This is a genomic window from Protofrankia symbiont of Coriaria ruscifolia (genome assembly GCF_900634745.1).
Lineage (GTDB): Bacteria > Actinomycetota > Actinomycetes > Frankiales > Frankiaceae > Protofrankia > Protofrankia californiensis.
Map to the genome: position 1 here is coordinate 1 of NZ_CAAAFR010000175.1, position 17,357 is coordinate 17,357.

Annotated in this window: 20 protein-coding genes and 1 pseudogene; 5 read left to right on the forward strand and 16 right to left on the reverse strand. The window is 69.3% G+C overall.

The window, feature by feature from the left end; genetic code table 11:
- Window positions 1–119: 119 nt before the first annotated feature.
- Window positions 120–242, reverse strand: coding sequence for a hypothetical protein (locus tag CV1CTNOD_RS27455; RefSeq protein WP_278043944.1), 123 nt, complete (start codon window positions 240–242; stop codon window positions 120–122).
- Window positions 243–384: 142 nt separating this feature from the next.
- On the opposite strand from CV1CTNOD_RS27455, the gene CV1CTNOD_RS19385 reads away from it, so the two are divergent.
- The gene (locus tag CV1CTNOD_RS19385; protein ID WP_207386556.1) at window positions 385–561 is read left to right on the forward strand and encodes a hypothetical protein; all 177 of its coding nucleotides are present in this window, start codon (window positions 385–387) and stop codon (window positions 559–561) included.
- A gap of 61 nt (window positions 562–622) precedes the next feature.
- Here CV1CTNOD_RS19385 and CV1CTNOD_RS19390 read toward each other — a convergent pair whose 3' ends face one another.
- The 10 genes from CV1CTNOD_RS19390 to recG all read right to left on the reverse strand — a co-directional run bounded on the left by CV1CTNOD_RS19390 (window position 623) and on the right by recG (window position 10,260).
- On the reverse strand, window positions 623–1,354 hold the full coding sequence (locus CV1CTNOD_RS19390) for a DUF2786 domain-containing protein (RefSeq protein WP_131787433.1): 732 nt from the start codon (window positions 1,352–1,354) through the stop codon (window positions 623–625).
- A 32-nt stretch (window positions 1,355–1,386) separates the two neighbouring features.
- Entirely contained in the window at window positions 1,387–2,241 is an 855-nt protein-coding gene (gene mutM, locus CV1CTNOD_RS19395; protein WP_131787434.1) for a bifunctional DNA-formamidopyrimidine glycosylase/DNA-(apurinic or apyrimidinic site) lyase, read from the reverse strand.
- Between the two features lie 52 nt (window positions 2,242–2,293).
- The gene (gene rnc, locus CV1CTNOD_RS19400; RefSeq protein ID WP_131787435.1) at window positions 2,294–3,109 is read right to left on the reverse strand and encodes a ribonuclease III; all 816 of its coding nucleotides are present in this window, start codon (window positions 3,107–3,109) and stop codon (window positions 2,294–2,296) included.
- Window positions 3,106–4,131 (reverse strand): phosphate starvation-inducible protein PhoH, encoded by a 1,026-nt coding sequence (locus CV1CTNOD_RS19405; protein WP_165485631.1) that lies wholly within the window; start codon window positions 4,129–4,131, stop codon window positions 3,106–3,108. The genes rnc and CV1CTNOD_RS19405 overlap by 4 nt, the downstream gene beginning before the upstream one ends.
- Window positions 4,132–4,202: 71 nt before the next feature.
- On the reverse strand, window positions 4,203–4,373 hold the full coding sequence (rpmF, locus tag CV1CTNOD_RS19410; protein WP_131768325.1) for a 50S ribosomal protein L32: 171 nt from the start codon (window positions 4,371–4,373) through the stop codon (window positions 4,203–4,205).
- The gene (locus CV1CTNOD_RS19415; protein ID WP_131787437.1) at window positions 4,373–4,966 is read right to left on the reverse strand and encodes a YceD family protein; all 594 of its coding nucleotides are present in this window, start codon (window positions 4,964–4,966) and stop codon (window positions 4,373–4,375) included. Before CV1CTNOD_RS19415 ends, rpmF begins: the two co-directional genes overlap by 1 nt.
- Window positions 4,967–5,682: 716 nt before the next feature.
- Entirely contained in the window at window positions 5,683–6,540 is an 858-nt protein-coding gene (locus CV1CTNOD_RS19425) for an MEDS domain-containing protein (protein WP_131787439.1), read from the reverse strand.
- Between the two features lie 139 nt (window positions 6,541–6,679).
- On the reverse strand, window positions 6,680–7,156 hold the full coding sequence (gene coaD / locus CV1CTNOD_RS19430) for a pantetheine-phosphate adenylyltransferase (protein ID WP_131787440.1): 477 nt from the start codon (window positions 7,154–7,156) through the stop codon (window positions 6,680–6,682).
- Complete coding sequence (rsmD, locus tag CV1CTNOD_RS19435) at window positions 7,153–7,710, reverse strand: 16S rRNA (guanine(966)-N(2))-methyltransferase RsmD (protein ID WP_131787441.1); 558 nt, start codon at window positions 7,708–7,710, stop codon at window positions 7,153–7,155. Before rsmD ends, coaD begins: the two co-directional genes overlap by 4 nt.
- 33 nt (window positions 7,711–7,743) lie before the next feature.
- Window positions 7,744–10,260 (reverse strand): ATP-dependent DNA helicase RecG, encoded by a 2,517-nt coding sequence (gene recG / locus CV1CTNOD_RS19440; protein WP_131787442.1) that lies wholly within the window; start codon window positions 10,258–10,260, stop codon window positions 7,744–7,746.
- Between the two features lie 120 nt (window positions 10,261–10,380).
- Between recG and rpmB the strand changes: the two genes are divergently transcribed.
- Window positions 10,381–10,569, forward strand: coding sequence for a 50S ribosomal protein L28 (rpmB, locus tag CV1CTNOD_RS19445; protein ID WP_013874853.1), 189 nt, complete (start codon window positions 10,381–10,383; stop codon window positions 10,567–10,569).
- A 153-nt stretch (window positions 10,570–10,722) separates the two neighbouring features.
- Here rpmB and thiD read toward each other — a convergent pair whose 3' ends face one another.
- Both thiD and CV1CTNOD_RS19455 read right to left on the reverse strand, forming a co-directional pair.
- Window positions 10,723–11,523, reverse strand: a complete 801-nt coding sequence (thiD, locus tag CV1CTNOD_RS19450; RefSeq protein ID WP_131787443.1) for a bifunctional hydroxymethylpyrimidine kinase/phosphomethylpyrimidine kinase — start codon at window positions 11,521–11,523, stop codon at window positions 10,723–10,725.
- Between the two features lie 126 nt (window positions 11,524–11,649).
- A complete protein-coding gene (locus CV1CTNOD_RS19455) occupies window positions 11,650–12,618 on the reverse strand; it encodes a thiamine-phosphate kinase (RefSeq protein WP_131787444.1) in 969 nt (322 codons plus the stop codon).
- 78 nt (window positions 12,619–12,696) lie between these two features.
- Here CV1CTNOD_RS19455 and CV1CTNOD_RS19460 point away from each other — a divergent pair, with 78 nt between their 5' ends.
- Both CV1CTNOD_RS19460 and CV1CTNOD_RS19465 read left to right on the forward strand, forming a co-directional pair.
- Window positions 12,697–12,930: an Lrp/AsnC family transcriptional regulator gene (locus tag CV1CTNOD_RS19460; RefSeq protein WP_131787445.1), complete on the forward strand. Its 234-nt coding sequence runs from the start codon at window positions 12,697–12,699 to the stop codon at window positions 12,928–12,930.
- A gap of 26 nt (window positions 12,931–12,956) precedes the next feature.
- Window positions 12,957–13,601 carry a DUF3515 family protein gene (locus CV1CTNOD_RS19465; RefSeq protein WP_242606844.1) on the forward strand — a complete coding sequence of 215 codons (645 nt, stop codon included), beginning with the start codon at window positions 12,957–12,959 and terminating at the stop codon, window positions 13,599–13,601.
- A 68-nt stretch (window positions 13,602–13,669) separates the two neighbouring features.
- On the opposite strand, the gene CV1CTNOD_RS19470 is transcribed toward CV1CTNOD_RS19465, so the two are convergent.
- Window positions 13,670–14,785 (reverse strand): D-alanine--D-alanine ligase family protein, encoded by a 1,116-nt coding sequence (locus CV1CTNOD_RS19470; RefSeq protein WP_131787446.1) that lies wholly within the window; start codon window positions 14,783–14,785, stop codon window positions 13,670–13,672.
- 131 nt (window positions 14,786–14,916) lie between these two features.
- Complete coding sequence (locus CV1CTNOD_RS19475; RefSeq protein WP_131787449.1) at window positions 14,917–15,924, reverse strand: NAD(P)H-dependent glycerol-3-phosphate dehydrogenase; 1,008 nt, start codon at window positions 15,922–15,924, stop codon at window positions 14,917–14,919.
- 204 nt (window positions 15,925–16,128) lie between these two features.
- Here CV1CTNOD_RS19475 and cofC point away from each other — a divergent pair, with 204 nt between their 5' ends.
- Window positions 16,129–16,893, forward strand: a complete 765-nt coding sequence (cofC, locus tag CV1CTNOD_RS19480) for a 2-phospho-L-lactate guanylyltransferase (RefSeq protein WP_131787447.1) — start codon at window positions 16,129–16,131, stop codon at window positions 16,891–16,893.
- Between the two features lie 199 nt (window positions 16,894–17,092).
- Here the strand turns inward: cofC and CV1CTNOD_RS19485 are convergent.
- Window positions 17,093–17,357: pseudogene (locus tag CV1CTNOD_RS19485) on the reverse strand (hypothetical protein); the annotation flags it as partial.

Consider the following 17,357-nt stretch of genomic DNA (forward strand, 5'->3'; position numbering starts at 1 on the left):
CGGAACAGTTAAGAACTAAAAGCTCAGATTTCCGGCGGAGTACACTAGCGATCCGGAGACTCTTGGCCGTCGGCGGCGCGAAAAACATGATCGCGTTGCCTTTGGCCTTCTCAGCAGCGCTACCCGTACCAGGCAGCGCTGCCCATCAGCGCCTGACCGGGTTCGGCGACATCGCGCACCTCCGGTGCGGTTGCCGCAAGGGTGGCGTGTAGCCGCCGGCCGCGGGTCACCACCGATGCCACCGGTCAGGCCGCCACCATGTCGAGGCCCTGTTTCCCGGTGTGCGCGAGGGCAGATCCCCACGGCCGGCACAATGGTCCCGGCAGCGGAGCGAGAGACAGCCGATGAAACGGGGAGCTGGTTTCCCAAGGCTCGCAGCTCGTCGTGGCCACGCACTCGCCGATCCTGCCCGCGGTTCCGGGCGCCCGGATTCTGCAGATCGACCCGGACTGCGCGATCAACCAGGTCGGCTATGACGAGGCTGAACCAGTGGTGCTGACGCACGGGTTTCTGGCCAGCCCGGAACGGTTCCCACGTCACCTGTTCAATGACGAGCCGTGATCTTTCTGATTACTTTCGCAGCGTTGTGACGCAACGGGATGGCGACACCCACCCTTTCCGGTTACAGCTGCTTGCGGCGGGGGTTACCCGCGACGCGGTTGTCGGTACCGATGTCGGCCCGCTGCCCGGCCTGAAAGCCGGCCGGCCCGCCCGACCCGGACAGGTTCCGGGATCGCGTCGTGCGCAGTCGCGGGTACACCTCGGCGACGTGCCGGTCGACCCGGGCCGATCGGTCGGCGAATACGAGCTCGACCGATCGGCCGCAGGCAGGCCCCTGCCTGTGACGTTCCCGGGCCGCGGCCTCGGCTTTGGTCAGCCTGTCCTGGACGGCGATGGCGAACCCGGCCATCCAGGACCGGCGGAACGCGCGGGCGTCCTCCGAAGGTGGCACCCGAACCAGCGCGAGGGCGTGCGCCTGCTGGACCAGCAGGGACGTGTAGAGAATCTGGGTTCGTTCCAGATCGGCCGCCATCCCGAACAGGTGCGCCGTGTGCGCGGTCGCACCGAGCAGCGGGTGCGTCCGGTGGATCAGCCGGCATCCGAGCGGGCCGGCGATACCGGCCAGAAGAGTGATCTTGTCGCGGGCGTAGGGATGGTCGATGTTCAGGACCACGTCCCCGGCGACCGCTCGAGTGGGTACCGCCTCCTCGAGCAGCGCCCGGTCGATGCCGTACTGCGCGATCAGGTCCGCGGCCTTGTCGTTGTAGGACTCCCGGGCCTGTTCGGGCAGGCCCTCGGCTTCGGCCATCGCCAGCAGCTTGCGAATCTTTCCAAGGGCCGCGTCCGCATCCATGACGTCTGCTCCGCTCCTCCTGCTACTAGCTGCTACCAGCGAGCTCTTCGCGGGCGTGGTTGGCAGCGCGGACAGGTGAAGCTCGACCGGTTCATGAAGGCATCCCGGCGGATCGGGGATTCGCATCGTCCACAGGGCCGGCCCGTCCGCCCGTAGACCGCAAGCGAACGGTCGAAGAGCCCGCTTTCACCGTTGACCGACACGTAGAGCGCGTCAAAGGAGGTGCCACCCGCGCGTAAGGCCTCGAACAGAACCTCGCGTGCCGCCTGGAGTAACCGGTCAAGTTCGCTGCGGGTCAGCGTCTCGGTCGGACGCGCGTAGTGCAGCCCCGCTCGCCACAGTGATTCGTCTGCATAGATGTTACCAATCCCGCTGACAAGGGTCTGGTCGAGTAGCGCCCGCTTGATTCCGGTCCGGCGTCGGCGCACGGACGCGACAAAGTCGGCATCGGAGAAGTCCGGGTCGAGGAGGTCCCGGGCGATGTGCTCTATCGGTGCGGGCACGCCCGAACCGGCCGGGACGACCGCCAGCCCGCCGAAGGTACGCTGGTCGACAAATCGCAGTTCCCGTCCTGCGTCGGCGAAGGTGAAACGCACCCGCAGGTGCGTCTCGTCGGGCTTGTCCGTGGCGACCACGAGAAGCTGGCCGCTCATCCCGAGATGACCCAGCAGCGCAGCGCCATTGTCGAGGGTCAACCACAGGTATTTGCCCCGGCGGCAGGCAGCCTCGATCGTGCGGCCCGCGAGCACCGCGGTGAAGTCGGCGGCACCGGCGGCATGCCGCCGGACCGCCCGGGGGTGAGCGACCAGCACCGTGGCGATCGTCCTGCCGAGCAGTGCCCGCTCAAGGCCGCGGCGGACCACCTCGACCTCGGGAAGCTCAGGCATCGGAAAACTCGGACATCAGAAAATGCGGATTCACCGGACGCGTGGTTGCCGGTCAGCCGTTACCCGTGCCCACGGCCGCTTCGGAATGGCCGTGGGCGGTATCGGTGGCATCGGGTGATCCATCGGAACCCTCGGACGCGGCCTGGACACCGTCCTGGTCATCCGCCTCCAGTGCCTGGAACGCGGCGGCGGCCGCCCGCTGCTCGGCCTCCTTCTTGCTGCCCCCGTCGCCGTGACCGAGTACCTGACCGGCCACGACAGCACGGGCGGTGAATCGTTTGGCGTGGTCCGGCCCGAACTCGTCCACCTCGTACTCGGGGGGACCGAGCAGGAGGCTGGCCGTGCGCTCCTGCAGCGACGTCTTCCAGTCGAGTCCGGCGCCCCGGCCGGCGGCGACGTCCAGCAACGGGTCGAACAAGCGGTGAACGAACTCGGAGGCGGTCCCCAATCCGGACGACAGGTAGACCGCGCCGATCAGCGCCTCCAGGGTGTCCGCGAGGATGCTGGCCTTGTCCCGCCCGCCGGTGGTCTCCTCGCCACGGCCGAGCAGCAGGTAGGGGCCGATGCCCTCCTCCCCCAGCGTGCGGGCGACCTCGGCCAGAGCCCGCATGTTGACCACGGACGCGCGCTGCTTGGCCAGCTGCCCCTCGGGCAGGTCGGGGTGGCGATTGAACAGGGCGTCGGTCACGACCAGGCTGAGCACCGAGTCCCCGAGGAACTCCAACCTCTCATTGGTCGGCAGGCCACCCTGCTCGTAGGCGTACGAGCGGTGCGTGAGCGCCAGCTCCAGCAGGTCGACGTCGACGGGCACGCCGAGTGCGGCCCGCAGGCCGTCCCGGGGTACCGGTAGAGGCAGGCCGCGAGTCATGCCGACAACCCGGCTCGGGTCCGGCGGCGGGCAACGAGATCGGCCAGGGCCGCGCGCTGGCGCGGCACCCATCCGGACCGGTCCGCGACGGATGCCTGCGCGATCGCCCTCGCGATACCCGAGCCGGTTGAACCGGACCTGCCGCCCGCGACGACCACGATCCCGTCGACGCCAACCACGAATGCTCCCTCCTGCGGATACCACCCCGGCTGCACTTGCGGCGGCTGGTCACCAGACTCTGCCACCGCTTGCAGCCACGAGACCACAACAGCCCCGATCGAACCGTCACAGACCACGACATCGGCCTGCCCACCGGCCACCACCCCGGCGGCGTCGACGGCGCCGACGAAGTCAAGGCCCAGCCCGGCGAGAAGCTCGCCGGCGCCCAGTCCACCAGCGCCTGACCCACCGGCAGCTGGTCCACCGACGCCCGGTCGACCGGCGTCGAGGCGCGGCCCGCCGCGGTGGACCGGCCCCGCCACCAGCAGGCCGATCCTCGGACGCGCCACGTCCAGGCAGACCGTGGCGTAAGCCGACCCGACGACCGCGTACTGGACGAGCTGGTCGGCGCTGGCACCGGTAGCCGCGCCCGCGTCCAACAGAATCGTGGGTCGTGACGGGGAGCCGAGCAGCACGGCGAGCGCCGGCCTCGTCGCCCCCGGCGCGGGCCCGAGGGTGAACGAGGCAGCGGCCACGAGCGCTTCGAACGGACCAGCGGAGACGACCGCGTCCACCACGCCATCTCTGATCAGCCGGGTCGCGACACGGACCGTGGCATCCCGCCTCGAGCGGACTTCACGGGCCGCGTCCTGGCCAGGACCGATCAGATGGGGCGCTTCGACGAGCCGTAACCGGCCACCGACAGCGAGCCTGCGCTCGGCCAGCAGCCGTTCGGCAACCCCGGACGGACCGACGAGGCTGACCTCCAGCGACTCGTCGGTGCCCAGCGCGCTGTCGATGCCGTTGACGACCGCATCCGGTGCGCCGTCACCACCGAGCAGATCGACCGCGACGTGTGTCACGCCACTTGGCTCCCCGGGGACCTGGGCCTGCGGCAGCGCGAGAAAAACATGATCGCGCCGCCTTCGGCCCTCTAGATGTCGAGGACCTGTCGGTCGTTGTAACGCCCGCACGTCGGGCAGACCGTGTGCGGACGGGTCACATGACCACGGGGGCATTTTGCAAGGGCCGGGGCCTGTGTCTTCCACTGTGCCCGCCGGGAACGGGTGTTGCTGCGCGAGGTCCGACGCTTCGGGACTGCCACTAGTTCTTCTCCTTGTTCTCGTTCTTGTTCTCGTTCGGTGACGGGTTCTCGATCAGTGACGGCAGCGCCGCCCACCTGGGGTCGACACGGGCGTGAGCGTGATCGACATCAAGATCGTTCATTCGTGCTCCGCAGTCGGCACACAGGCCGGCGCAGTCCGGCCGGCAGCAGGGGGACAGCGGCAGGCTGAGTACCAGCGCGTCCCGCAGCACCGGTTCGAGATCAAGATGGTCGTTCACGACCTGAAAGGAGTCGTCCTCGGGATCGTCGGGGGCTCGGTCCGGATAGTAGAACAGCTCACGGATGTCGACCGTGATGTCGTCCTCGATCGGGTCGAGGCAGCGCGAGCACTCACCCGCCAGCGGAGTGAATGCCGTGCCGCTGACCAGCACGCCTTCCATCACGGCTTCCACGCGCAGATCCAGTTCGATGGGCGAGCCCGCCGGGACGTGGATCATTTCGGTGCCCAGCTCCGCCGGGGCGGGCACCTGCGTCACGACACGCTTCATCGAACCCGCTCGGCGGCCCAGCTCACGAATGTCGAGCACGAGCGGACCCCGAGGGGCCCGGCGGCGGAATGACGGCGCAGTCATGGAGGAGGTGCCTGTCGTTGCCACGGAGTACCGGATTCACAACTCTCGGGTGTCGCAGATGGCCGACCGCGTGACGATGACGCGATCATGATCTGTGGCTCGTCGGTCAGTGGGTTGGTGCCCGGGAATCCAGGTACCGGAGACCACTCTATCCGATCGTCTCGTGAAATCCGCTCACCGTCACCGCGGGACGGACCACGGGACGAACCTCAACACGGTCCGCGGGACGGTCCGCGGGACGGACGCCGGCCTCGGGGTCGCCAGCGGGCGGACGATCCCCGACCGCCACATCAATGACCGGGACCGGTGCGCCCGAGCATCCGGACAACCCGGCGGCCATCGCCTGCCCGCGTGTCGTGAACCATCGCAATGATCACCTCAAGGAGACATATGAAGATCCGCCGTAAGCGGTAGACCATGGCCATACGCCCGGGTTGACCGCAAATGATATCAGCCATTCACGGTAAGGGTTGCTCAGTCCGGACAGTTTTGCCGGCGGCTGTATATCGAGCACATCGCCTACGAGCGAAGCGACCCGGGCGCCCGACAACCAAATCACATCGAACCAGTCCCCGCCCATACCGGCCCGCCATCCGGCGGGCAGACAGCATATGGCCGCATACGTGGTCGCCTGATTCGACAGCCGCCGTCGGAACAACCGGGGCACGCGCTCCGAGTCGAAACGATCGTTCCGCTCATGGCATTCGCGGATCACATCACACTTTATTCAAGACCATCCGCGGGATCGATTCCGCGCCGAGGATGCGCAGTACGTACGCCTGACGGGTGCTACAGCGGATCTTCAGCCGCCCGCCCGGCGGCATTCCGGCCGCCAGCCTGATGATCACCCCGGCACCATGGGCGTCCAGGAAGGAAAGATCCGTCAGGTCCAGTAGCAAGCAGCAGTCCCTGAACCGCGCGAACGCCTGCTCGAGACCGGTGCTGAACTGCTCGCGAGTAAGTAGATCAACTTCTCCGGCCAGCCTCAGGCCGGACTCGGTATCCGCAATATCCAGGGATCCGATACCTTCGAGTACCGTCATAGGGTGGACGCCGTCCATGGAGTCCAGCAGTTCCTTGCTGAAACGCTTCCGGTCGTAGCAGCAGATCACACTGCACCGTGGATCGGTGAACAAGGCCTTGAGCTCGTACTCGTAGGCGACGAGCCGGCCAAGATCCATGTCGGAATCCAGCGCCCAGGCCATGTCGGCGCAGGCTCGAAGTCCCGGATACTCCTGCCGATACGCCAGCTCGATCTGCTCCTGGTACCGCTGGATCTGGCCCTCGATGGAGAACCGATTAGGCGGCAGATACATCGATTCAGTGCTCTCGATGTTCAGTTGGCCGCGCTTCCATGCCGGCTCCACCGGCGGACCATAGGAGTCCAGCCGGGCGAAGATCTCGCTCTTCGAGAGGTCGGGGTCGGTGACGAGCAGTACCTTCTCGCCCTTGGCGAGCCCTCGCTGACCGTAGACGGCCAGCACGCTCCAGTGCGCGTCGTCATCGACAAAACCCAGGCATGCGTGATCGCCAAGCTCCATCCGTCCTACAGATACAGCCCGGCGCGCATCCATATCAACACCCTGCGTAAAAACCTCCACAATGAAGCTATATCATCAACCGACTAACGGTCCACGGCCCGATGGCGCTTGTCAAGGTGGGCCCGAGGCCGCGCGGGCGCGGCCCCGGGTGGAGCGCAGTCCACTCTCTCGCTCAGCGGGCGAGACGTTCGCGCAACTGCTTGAGCACGACGTCGGGGACCAGGCCGGACACGTCCCCACCGTAGGTGGCGACCTCCTTGACCAGGCTGGACGACAAAAACGCATACTGCGGGTTCGTGCTCATGAAGAGGGTTTCGACGCCCGCGAGCGAATGGTTCATCTGTGCCATCTGCAGCTCGTAGTCGAAGTCGCTGACCGCGCGCAGACCCTTGACGATGGCCTGGATGCCGCGAGCGCGGCAGAAGTCGACGAGCAGGCCGTGAGACGACTCGACCACCACGTTGGAATGGTCACGGGCAACCTCACGGATCAGTTCTATCCGCTCCTCCACGGTGAAGAGGTTGGCCTTGCTCTTGTTGATGAGCACGGCTACGACGACCTCGTCGAAGAGCCGGCTGGCACGACTGATGATATCCAGATGACCGTTGGTAATCGGGTCGAATGAGCCTGGACAGGCAGCCTTTCTCATGATCCAGAACCGTACCAGAGCACCCCCTCACCGTACGCGCGATTGCGGATAGTAATAAGACCATCCGGCCAGACCGGCGGCCCGCTGCGTCGCGAGCGCTCCACGACACACACCCCGTCCGGTTCCAACCAGGCACCGGACACCAGCCCGGTGAGCACCTCGGTCAGCAGAGCGTCCGGAAGCGCATATGGAGGATCCAGGAACACCGCGTCAAACGCACATTCGGGCGTGATTTCCACCACACGCCGGACGGGCCGGGAAAGGATCTCCACACCGGCGAACCCCAGCGCCGTCGCATTCGCGTGCAATGTGCGGACCGCCGCCGCCGACTGATCGACGAACAGGACATGAGACGCCCCTCGAGACAGCGCCTCGAAGCCGACCGCACCGCTGCCGGCGTAGAGATCGGCAAACCGTGCGCCGCGCAACTCGACCAGTGAGGCGAGCGTGTTGAACAGACCCTCCCGCGCCCGGTCGGACGTCGGACGAGTCCCGCCCCCCGGCGGCACCCGGATGGGTCGCCCACGCGCAACCCCGCCGATGATCCTGGTCATTTCCTGTTTCCGTCTTTCCAGTAGCCGCTGCGGTCATCCTTTTTCCAGATAGGCGGCCCGGGCCTCGTCGAGGGTGGCCGCAAGCGCCGCGGCCAGGGCCGGATGCGCCGACAGCCGTGGATCGGCGTCGACGAGGACTGTCGCCTCGTCCCGCGCAGAACGGATCAGCTCCTCGTCCTTGAGCAGTTCCAGCAGACGCAGGGAGCGCCGGCCGCCGGACTGGGCCGCACCCAGCACGTCGCCCTCACGCCGCTGCGCAAGGTCGAGACGGGCGAGCTCGGCTCCGTCGGAGGTGGCCGCCACCGCGGCAAGGCGCTCCCAGGCGGGCGAGCCGCGCTCCGCGTCGGTGTACAGCAGGCACCACCCGGGCGCGCTGCCACGACCAACCCGGCCGCGCAGCTGGTGGAGCTGGGAGACGCCGAAGCGATCGGCGTCCGCCACGACCATCACGGTCGCGTTCGGCACGTTGACCCCGACCTCGATCACCGTGGTGGCCACGAGGACGTCCAGATCCCCCGCGGCGAACCGAGTCATGATCTCATCCTTGTCGTCCGGATGCAGCCGGCCGTGCAGTGCCTCGATCCGCAGACCGGAGAGTTCGACCGCACGCAATCTGGGCAGCACGTCGAGTACAGCGGCGCTCGGCCGACGACCGGCCGCGGCGGTGTCCGCCCGCGTTGCAGTCGGACCGGCCGCAGAGGTACCCGTCTGTGTCACGGCCGGACCGGCCATCGCATCCGAACCGGCGGCCATGGCGTCGACGGTGACGCGGTCCTCGACGCCGCGCCCGGCAAGGCCCAGGGCCACGTCATCGGCGGTGTCAGCGGTGTCAGCGGTGTCAGCATCATCGACGGTGTCGGTGGCGTCCCCACCGATACGGGGGCAGACGACATAGGCCTGGTGGCCCGCGTCGACCTCGTCCCGGATGCGGCCCCACATGCGGTCGGTCCACTTCGGGACCGCCGCGGGCACGACGAACGTGGAGATCGGTGAACGGCCGGCGGGCAGTTCGGTGAGGGTCGACACCTCCAGATCACCGAAGACGGTCATCGCGACCGTCCGCGGGATCGGTGTGGCCGTCATCACCAGCAGATGCGGCGGATGGTCGGACCGGGACCGCAGCGCGTCCCGCTGCTCCACCCCGAAGCGGTGCTGCTCGTCGACGACCACAAGAGCAAGATCGCGAAATACCACCGACTCCTCGAGCAGGGCATGCGTGCCGACGACCAGGCCCGCGCTGCCGTCCGCGACGGCAGCCACCGCCTCCCGCCGCGCCTTCGCGCCCAGGGAACCCGTCACCAGCACGACCCGGGTGGCCTCGGGCGCGGCGTCGAGCTCCCCGGCCCGTCCCAGCGGACCGAGCAGGTCGCGCAGGCTGCGCAGGTGCTGGGCCGCAAGCGTCTCGGTGGGCGCCAACAGTACCGCCTGCCCGGCGGCGTCCACGGCTGCGAGCATCGCGCGCAACGCCACCACCGTCTTGCCGGAGCCGACCTCGCCCTGCAGCAGCCGGTGCATCGGGAAGGGCCGGGCGATCTCGGCCACGATCGTCTCGCCGACCGCGCGCTGCCCGGCCGTGAGCGGGAAGGGCAGGGTGGCATCGAAGGCCGCGAGCAGACCGCCGGGTCGAGGATGCCGCGGAGTCGCCGCGATCTTTTCGACGTCGCGCCGGCGCTGCGCCAGCGCGACCTGCAGGACGAGCGCCTCGTCCCACTTCAGCCTGGTCCGGCCACGACCGACGTCAGCCCATGACGACGGCTGATGGACGAGCCGGTACGCCTCCAGCAGGCTCACCAGCCGATAGCGGGCGCGGATGACGGCGGGCAGCGGGTCGTCGAGCTCGGCCAGCACGTCCAGGACGATCCGCACGCACCTGCCGATCGTCCAGCTCGGGATCTTCGCCGAAGCCGGGTATATGGGGACGAGCGCGCCCGCGAAGCTCTCGACGTCTTCACCGGCACCGTCCCCACCAGCGCCCGCACGAGCCGTGCCCGCGGGAGTCGTGCCATTACGGCCCGTGCCATTACGGCCCGTGCCCGCGGGAGCCATGCCGTCTTCGCTCGCAAGCTCGGCGATCTCAGTGATCTCGGCGTCGAGCAGCTGTACCTCAGGGTTGGTCAGCTGCCGACGGCCGCGGTACTCGTCCACCTTCCCGGCGAACAGCGCGGTTACCCCCGGGCGCAGATCCCGCGCCCGCCACGGCTGGTTGAAGAACGTCAACGCGAGGTTGTGCCGGCCATCGGTGACCGTGATGATCAGCATGTCCCGCGCCCGCCCCCGGAGCTGGCGCCGCTGAGCCTTGGCGACCCGCGCCTGGACGGTGACCACCTCACCGACGGTCAGGTCCCCGAGATCGGTCAGCTCCCCACGCTCCTGGTAGCGCCGGGGAAGATGGGCGAGCAGGTCACCGACCGTCTCCAGCTCCAGGGCATCGGCGAGCACCGTGGCGGTTCGCGCACCCACCACGTCCCGAAGCCGCGTCTCCTGGTCGACCACGTCCACGATCCTGCCCGACGCCACCGACAACTTCGCTCCGCCCCGGAGCGCGCCCATGAACGACCTGTATGGGCGTCTCACGGGCTGGCACTGTCCGGTACCGCCACGCTGTGGGGTAGCCTCGGGTGACCGCCGCGAACGCGGCATGATCATTACTATTCTCTGGCGGAGTGTCTCGTGTCTTCGGTGTGCGACGTCTGCGGCAAGGGGCCGGGCTTCGGTATGTCGGTCTCTCACTCCCACCGGCGCACACGGCGGCGCTGGAACCCCAACATCCAGACCGTGCACGCGCTCGTCGGCAAGACTCCGAAACGCCTGAACGTGTGCACCTCCTGCATCAAGGCCGGCAAGGTCACCCGCGCATAGCGTCACCGCCGCAGCAGCGCCGGACGCACACGGCGTCAGGCGCGGGCGGCGTATCGGCGATGTTGCCAGAGGGCTTGATGCCCTCCAGTCACGCGACGCATCCCAGCGTCCTGGATGATTGCTGTGTCCTGGACGTGATGACGAGCGCTGCGGCTACCGTCGGCGCCAGGCGTGGTCGACCGGGCCGATGCCCGAGCCGAGCGGGAAGCCTGCCCCCACAGCACCGGTGACGTAGTCCTTTGCCGCACGCACGGCATCGGGGACGTCCGCCCCGCGGGCCAGGAACGACGCGATCGCGGACGCGAGCGTGCAGCCGGTTCCATGCGTGTGCCGGTTGTCGTGCCTGGGGGCCCGGAGCACGACGGTCTGCCGGCCGTCGCTGAGCAGATCCACGGCGTCGCCGGGCAGATGGCCCCCTTTCACCAGCACCCAGCGCGCTCCGAGGTCGAGCACGGCGCGCGCGGCGGCCGGCATGTCCTGCTCGGTCCGCACGTCCACGCCGGTGAGCAGCCGCACCTCGTCGAGGTTCGGGGTCGCCACCGTCGCCACCGGCAGCAACCGTGTGCGCACGGTCGCCACGGCCTCGGGCGCGAGCAGGGGATCGCCGTGCTTGGACACCCCGACGGGGTCGACGACAACCGGGACGCCGACCCCGGCCAGCTCGTCCGCGACCACGGCGACGATCGGCGGTGACGCAAGCATCCCGGTCTTGACCGCGTCCACCCCGATGTCGTCCACGACCGCGCGGATCTGCGCCACAACGGCATCCTGGGGCAACTCCCATACCCCGTGGACGCCCAGGGAGTTCTGGGCGGTCACCGCGGTCAGGGCGCTCATCCCGTGGACGCCCAGGGCCAGCATGGTCTTGAGGTCAGCCTGGATGCCGGCGCCTCCACCGGAGTCCGAACCCGCGATCGTCAGCACCCGGGGCGGAGCCGGGCCGGAGCGGGTCATGACCACCACGCTACGGTGTGGGTCCTTACCGGGTCCCACAGAACCGCCTCCCGCGGAACCGGGTCCCACGGACGGGAACGGGCCGAAGACGCGGCCAGGGACAGGGACAGGAGATTCGGACGGGGTTCACCCGGCGGACGCGCGGAAATGATCCCAGCCTCCTGGCGAGGCGCCCTTCGTCGGCCCGCCGCGCAGATCCGGCGGGACACCCTCGCCCACGACCCGCACCCCTGGCCCGTCCGCGCCCTGGACCACGGCCAGTACGCGACCGATCACGGCTACCCCCGGCGGCGGATCGACGCCCGCCGGCAACGTCCCGGCCAGACCGTGGTCCTCGCCCCCGGTCAGCAGATGCCGGACGTCGACACCGGGGACGACCGCCCGCAGCGCGTCGGCGTCCACCTCCAGCACGACACCGGAGGCGGCAGCCACATGCCCCAGATCGGCGAGCAGCCCGTCGCTGACGTCGAGCAGCGAGGTTGCGCCCGCCCGCGCCAGGGCCGGTCCGGCCGCGTACGGCGGCGTCGGCCTGCGGTGGGCCGCGACGAGGGGTCCGTCCCGCACGCCCGCGAGCAGTAGCTGCAGCCCCGCGGCGGCGCGGCCCACCGTTCCGGCGAGGACGACCGACTCCCCCGGGCGTGCTCCCGAGCGCGTCAGCGGGGCGGCACCCCGCAGATCCCCGAGTGCGGTCACCGCCAGACAGACCTCGGACGCGCTGACCGTGTCGCCACCGACGACGGCCGCGCCCACCCCAGCGCACTCGTCGCGCAGACCGTCGGCCAGGCCGTCGGCGACCTCGATCAGGGTGGACGGCGGGCACGCCAGACCGACCAGCAGTGCGGTCGGGACGGCTCCCATGGCTGCCACGTCGGCGAGGCTCTGCGCGGCGGCTTTACGTCCGACGTCATATGGGGAGGACCAGTCGAAACGGAAATGCCGCCCTTCTACGAGGAGATCTGTGGTAACAATCACACACCCGGAGGGTGTCGGGACTACTGCGGCGTCGTCACCAGGGCCCGCTGGGGGCTCCGGCGAGCCCAATCTGGCCGCCACCCGGGCGATCAGACCAAATTCCCCTACGTCAGACACTCTCACCGGGGCCGATTGCCTGTTACCTTCTGTCGGCCCGTTGTTCTGCGGCACGGGTTGTCGACGTCCGACAAGGGAGCGTCTGTGGTCCACGCGTACATCCTCATCCAGACCGAGGTTGGCAAGTCCTCATCGGTGGCCAAGGAGATCGAACAGATCCCCGGTGTCACTCAGGCGGAGGACGTCACCGGCCCCTACGACGTGATCGCACGTGCTGAGGCGGCCAGTGTCGATGATCTGGGGAAGCTCGTCATGTCACGAGTGCAGGCGGTTGACGGCATCACCCGCACGCTGACGTGTCCGGTGGTGCATTTCTGACAGCTCGTCTGACGTTGGATCGCTTCATGGCCAACCGGGACGGGACGTTGCGGGCGGAGCAGCCACCGGCTTTGCGAACTCGTCGACCACCCGGGCCGGCTGGGCCGGCCTGGCCGACCAGGGTGGTCGGGCCAACCAGGATGGTCGGGGTAGTCGGGGTAGTCGGGGTGGTCGGGCCACTGGCCAGACGATGGCCCGGGTGGTCGATCCCGGTCCTCGCGCGGATCATGGTCATCACCGTTGTGATTCTACTCACTTCATGTGCCGGTTCCCCGGGACCGGTCACGGTCAACGGTGCTCCGGATCCGACCGGGGCGCAGCGGTCGGCCTGCCTGGAACTCGGCGCCGCGCTGCCGTCCTCCCTGGGGTCGGGCCTTGAGCGTCGCGAGGTCAGACCGGCGTCGCCGTTCGTCACGGCCTGGGGTTCCCCACCGGCGGTGCTGTCCTGTGGTGTCCCGGGGGTCGCCCCTGGTTACCGTCCCGACGTGACGCTCTCGGTCGTCGACGACGTCGGATGGTTCACCGAGGAACATGGTGACACGGTCCGCTACTCCACGCCGACGCGACGCCCGCAGGTCGTGCTGCTGCTTCCGGCGTCGGTACAGGCGTTCGACGTACTGGCCACGCTCGCCGCACCGATCCGCGACGCAACGCAGTCGACGACGGCGTGACACCAGCGGGCTGACGGACGGCAGGCTGACCGGCGACGGCCGGACGGACGACGCGGATCCGGACGCGATCAGCGCAACCCCGTGCCGCGGCGTATCGCCAGCGCGACCAGCCGGTCCACCAGCCGCGGATACTCCAGGCCCGTGGCACCCCACATCTGCGGGAACATCGAGGTCGGGGTGAACCCCGGCATGGTGTTCACCTCGTTGACGACGATCGAACCGTCCGGGCGGACGAACACGTCCACCCGGGCGAGGCCCGCGCAGTCCAACGCGTCGAACGCCCGCACGGCGATCTCACGGACCGCGGCGGTGACCTCCTCGGACAGGTTCGCCGGGATGTCGAAGCGGACCGCGTCCGACAGGTACTTGGCCTCGAAGTCGTAGAAGCCCGCGGACGAGGTCACCGTCACCTCCGCGGGCAGGCTCGCCTCCGGTTCGCGGCCGTCCAGGCTCTCCAGCACGCCGCACTCGATCTCACGGCCGACGACCGCGGCCTCGACCAGCACCTTCGGATCGGCGGCACGGGCAGCCTTCAGCGCGGTCGCCAGATCGTCCCAGGCGTCCACCCGGCTGATGCCGATGCTCGAACCGCCCCGGGCCGGTTTGACGAACACGGGCAGGCCCAGGCGTTCGCGTTCGCCGGCCATCAGGGTCTGCCCGGCGCGCAGCACCACGTACGGGCCGACGTCCAGCCCGGCGGCGGTGAGCAGGGTCTTCATGTGCTGCTTGTCCATGGCCGCGGCGCTGGCGAACACCCCCGAGCCGACGTAGGGGACGGCGGCCATCTCCAGCAGCCCCTGCACGGTGCCGTCCTCACCGAACGGGCCGTGCAACAGCGGGAACACCACGTCGACGTCACCGAGGTCGACCGTGTCGAGACCCTGCCCGGACGCCGCCGGGTCGAGCGCGATCAGACCACCCGCGGTGGGGTCGCCCGGCAGCGCCACCGGTCGGGCGGCGGCGTCGACTGCGGGCAGGACGTCATCACGGACCGCAAGTGCGCTCGGATCATCCGAACCGAGCACCCACCGGCCGTCGGGAGTGATACCGACGGCCACGACGTCGTAACGCTGCCGGTCCAGGGCCCGAAGGACGCTTCCAGCCGAGACACAGGAGATCGCATGCTCGGTGCTGCGGCCGCCGTACAGGACGGCGATCCGGATCCGGCGCGGGGAGCCAGGCATGACGGGGACCCTAACCGATCGCCAGTTGCGTTCCGGTGAACTCCACACCGCGTCCACCACGCGTCCGGGTGCTGTCCGCTCCGGACCGGGTCACGGTGACCCGTCCGGCACGGAGCTCACCCGAGGACAGGTCATACGGCGCGGTACTCGGGACCGGGTTCCCGGCTCATCAGCTCCTTGACCGCGTCCAGCGGTGCCAGGCCTTCGTGGATGACCCGCTCCACCTGCTCGGTGATCGGCATCTGGACGTCCAGGGAGCGGGCCAGGTCCAGGATCGGACGGCAGGAGCGGACGCCTTCGGCGACCTGGTGCTGCTGGGCGTTGGCCTGGACGAGCGTCGTACCCCGGCCGAGCTTCTCGCCGAAGGTGCGGTTGCGTGACAGCGGTGACGAACAGGTGGCCACGAGGTCGCCCAGGCCGGCGAGCCCGGCGAACGTCAGCGGGTCGGCCCCCAGGGCCATGCCGAGCCGGGCCGTCTCGGCCAGCCCCCGGGTGATCAGGGAGGCGATCGTGTTGGTTCCGAACCCCATTCCCTCAATCATGCCGGCGGCCAGCGCGATCACGTTCTTGACGGCTCCGGCAAGCTCACAGCCGATCACGTCCGGATTCGTGTACGGGCGGAGGTAGGGCGTCCAACAGGCCGCCTGGACCTCACCGGCCGTCCGCGCGCTGACACTGGCGACGACGGTGGCGGCCGGCTGCTCGGCCGCGATCTCTCCGGCCAGGTTCGGGCCGCTGACCACGGCGATCCGGTCCGGGCTCGCCCCGGTGACCTCCTGGACCACCTCGCTCATCCGGCGCCGGGACCCCAGCTCGATGCCCTTCATCAGGCTCACGTACACCGCGGACGGCGGTACCAGCGGAGCCCATCCGAGCAGGCATGCCCGCAGGACCTGGGACGGTACGGCGAGGACGACCAGGTCAGCTCCGCGCAACGCCTCGGCGGCCTCGAGCGTGGCGCTGACCCGATCCGGCAGCGCAAGACCGGGCAGGTAGCGAGGGTTGGTGTGGAACTGGTTGATTGCCGTGACCACGTCGGGTTCGCGCGCCAGCAGCGTGACCCCGGCACCGGCATCCGCAAGCACCTTGGCGAAAACGGTCCCCCAGGATCCGGCACACAGAACAGCCACTCGCCTCACGTCGCAGGAGTCTTGCTCAGCCACGCGAAGCTTGTCGAGAAAGCCACGGCGGTCATACAGATCGTGTCCTGACCCGGCGCCTGCAGCCGGCGTCCGGAGCCGACCCGCGGATGCCGCCATGGCAGGTGCCGCATGTGACCCATCCCGATATTACGTGCCGTAGAGTCGGTACGTGATACCGGTGATACCGGGGTTGCCACCCACATGACCATCTGGGTCGTCATCGTACCGGTCAAACCGCTCGCAGTGGCCAAGAGCCGGCTCGCCCACCCGGACCGGGCGGCTCTCGCGCTCGCGATGGCCCAGGACACGGTGGCCGCGGCCAGCAGCGTCGGGCGCGGCACGGTCGAGGCCGTCATGATCGTGACCAACGACGACGTGACCCGGGCGGGTATGGCCGCCCTGTCGGGCCCGGACGCCGCCGAGGAGGCACCGACCGGCGGCATCCCACCCGGCGGCGGCACGGCATCAGGCGGCACCACCGGCCGCGCCGGCCGTGGCCGGATCGTCGTCATCCCCGACGCACCCGACACCGGTCTCAACGCGGCGCTGGCGCACGGCGCCACCGTAGCCGCGCGGCGGTGGCCGGGCGCCGGTCTCGCAGCCCTGTCCGCCGACCTCGCGGCGCTGCGCCCGGCCCAGCTGCACGCGGCCCTGCTGGCCATGCCGGCAGGAGGTCGCGGCCTGGTCGCGGATGCGGACGGTACCGGCACCGTCCTGCTCGCCGCCGCTGCCGGCACACCGCTGGCGCCCCGGTTCGGGCCGGCAAGCCGCGCAGCACACATACGTTCCGGGGCCCGGGATCTGACCGCGCCCCTCGGCGAGTCCGTCCGTGGCCTGCGACGTGACGTAGATACGATCGACCATCTGCGGGAGGCTGTCGGCCTCGGCGTCGGCCCCCGGACGCGGCACGTCCTGTCCACCGGTCCGCTGTCGACCGGCTCGCGACCGCTGCCCGCCGGGCGATAACCGCTCCCCGCCCGACACCGGCCACTCGCCCGGCAACCCCTTACCGGGCCCGGTCACAGGGCCCGTCAAGTAGTGCGGATCCCGTCTCAACCACCCGCACAGAGCATGATCTAAATGAGCTTGTTACCGCATATGCTTTTCTGCCGCATTAACGTACATATCGGCAAACTCGTGCCGATCTTCTCCGGCGGCCAGCATGTCATTGACGTATGCCACCATTTGTCAGACCGGCGCCAGGGGTGGTGCCTTCGCCCACCCCTGGGACGTCGCCCACCCCTGGGACGTCCACCCGCTGACGTGTGGTGAGGGTGCCACGGCCCGGTCCGCAGTACGAGCCGGACGTGGGTGCCACCTCCTTGTAGTCCCTGCCCGTGGCAACGGTCACATACCGCCGGTCCACCAGGCGATCATGGCAGGGGTCGAGCGCGACCGCGCACGCCCCGGCCCCGGCCCCGGCCCCGGCC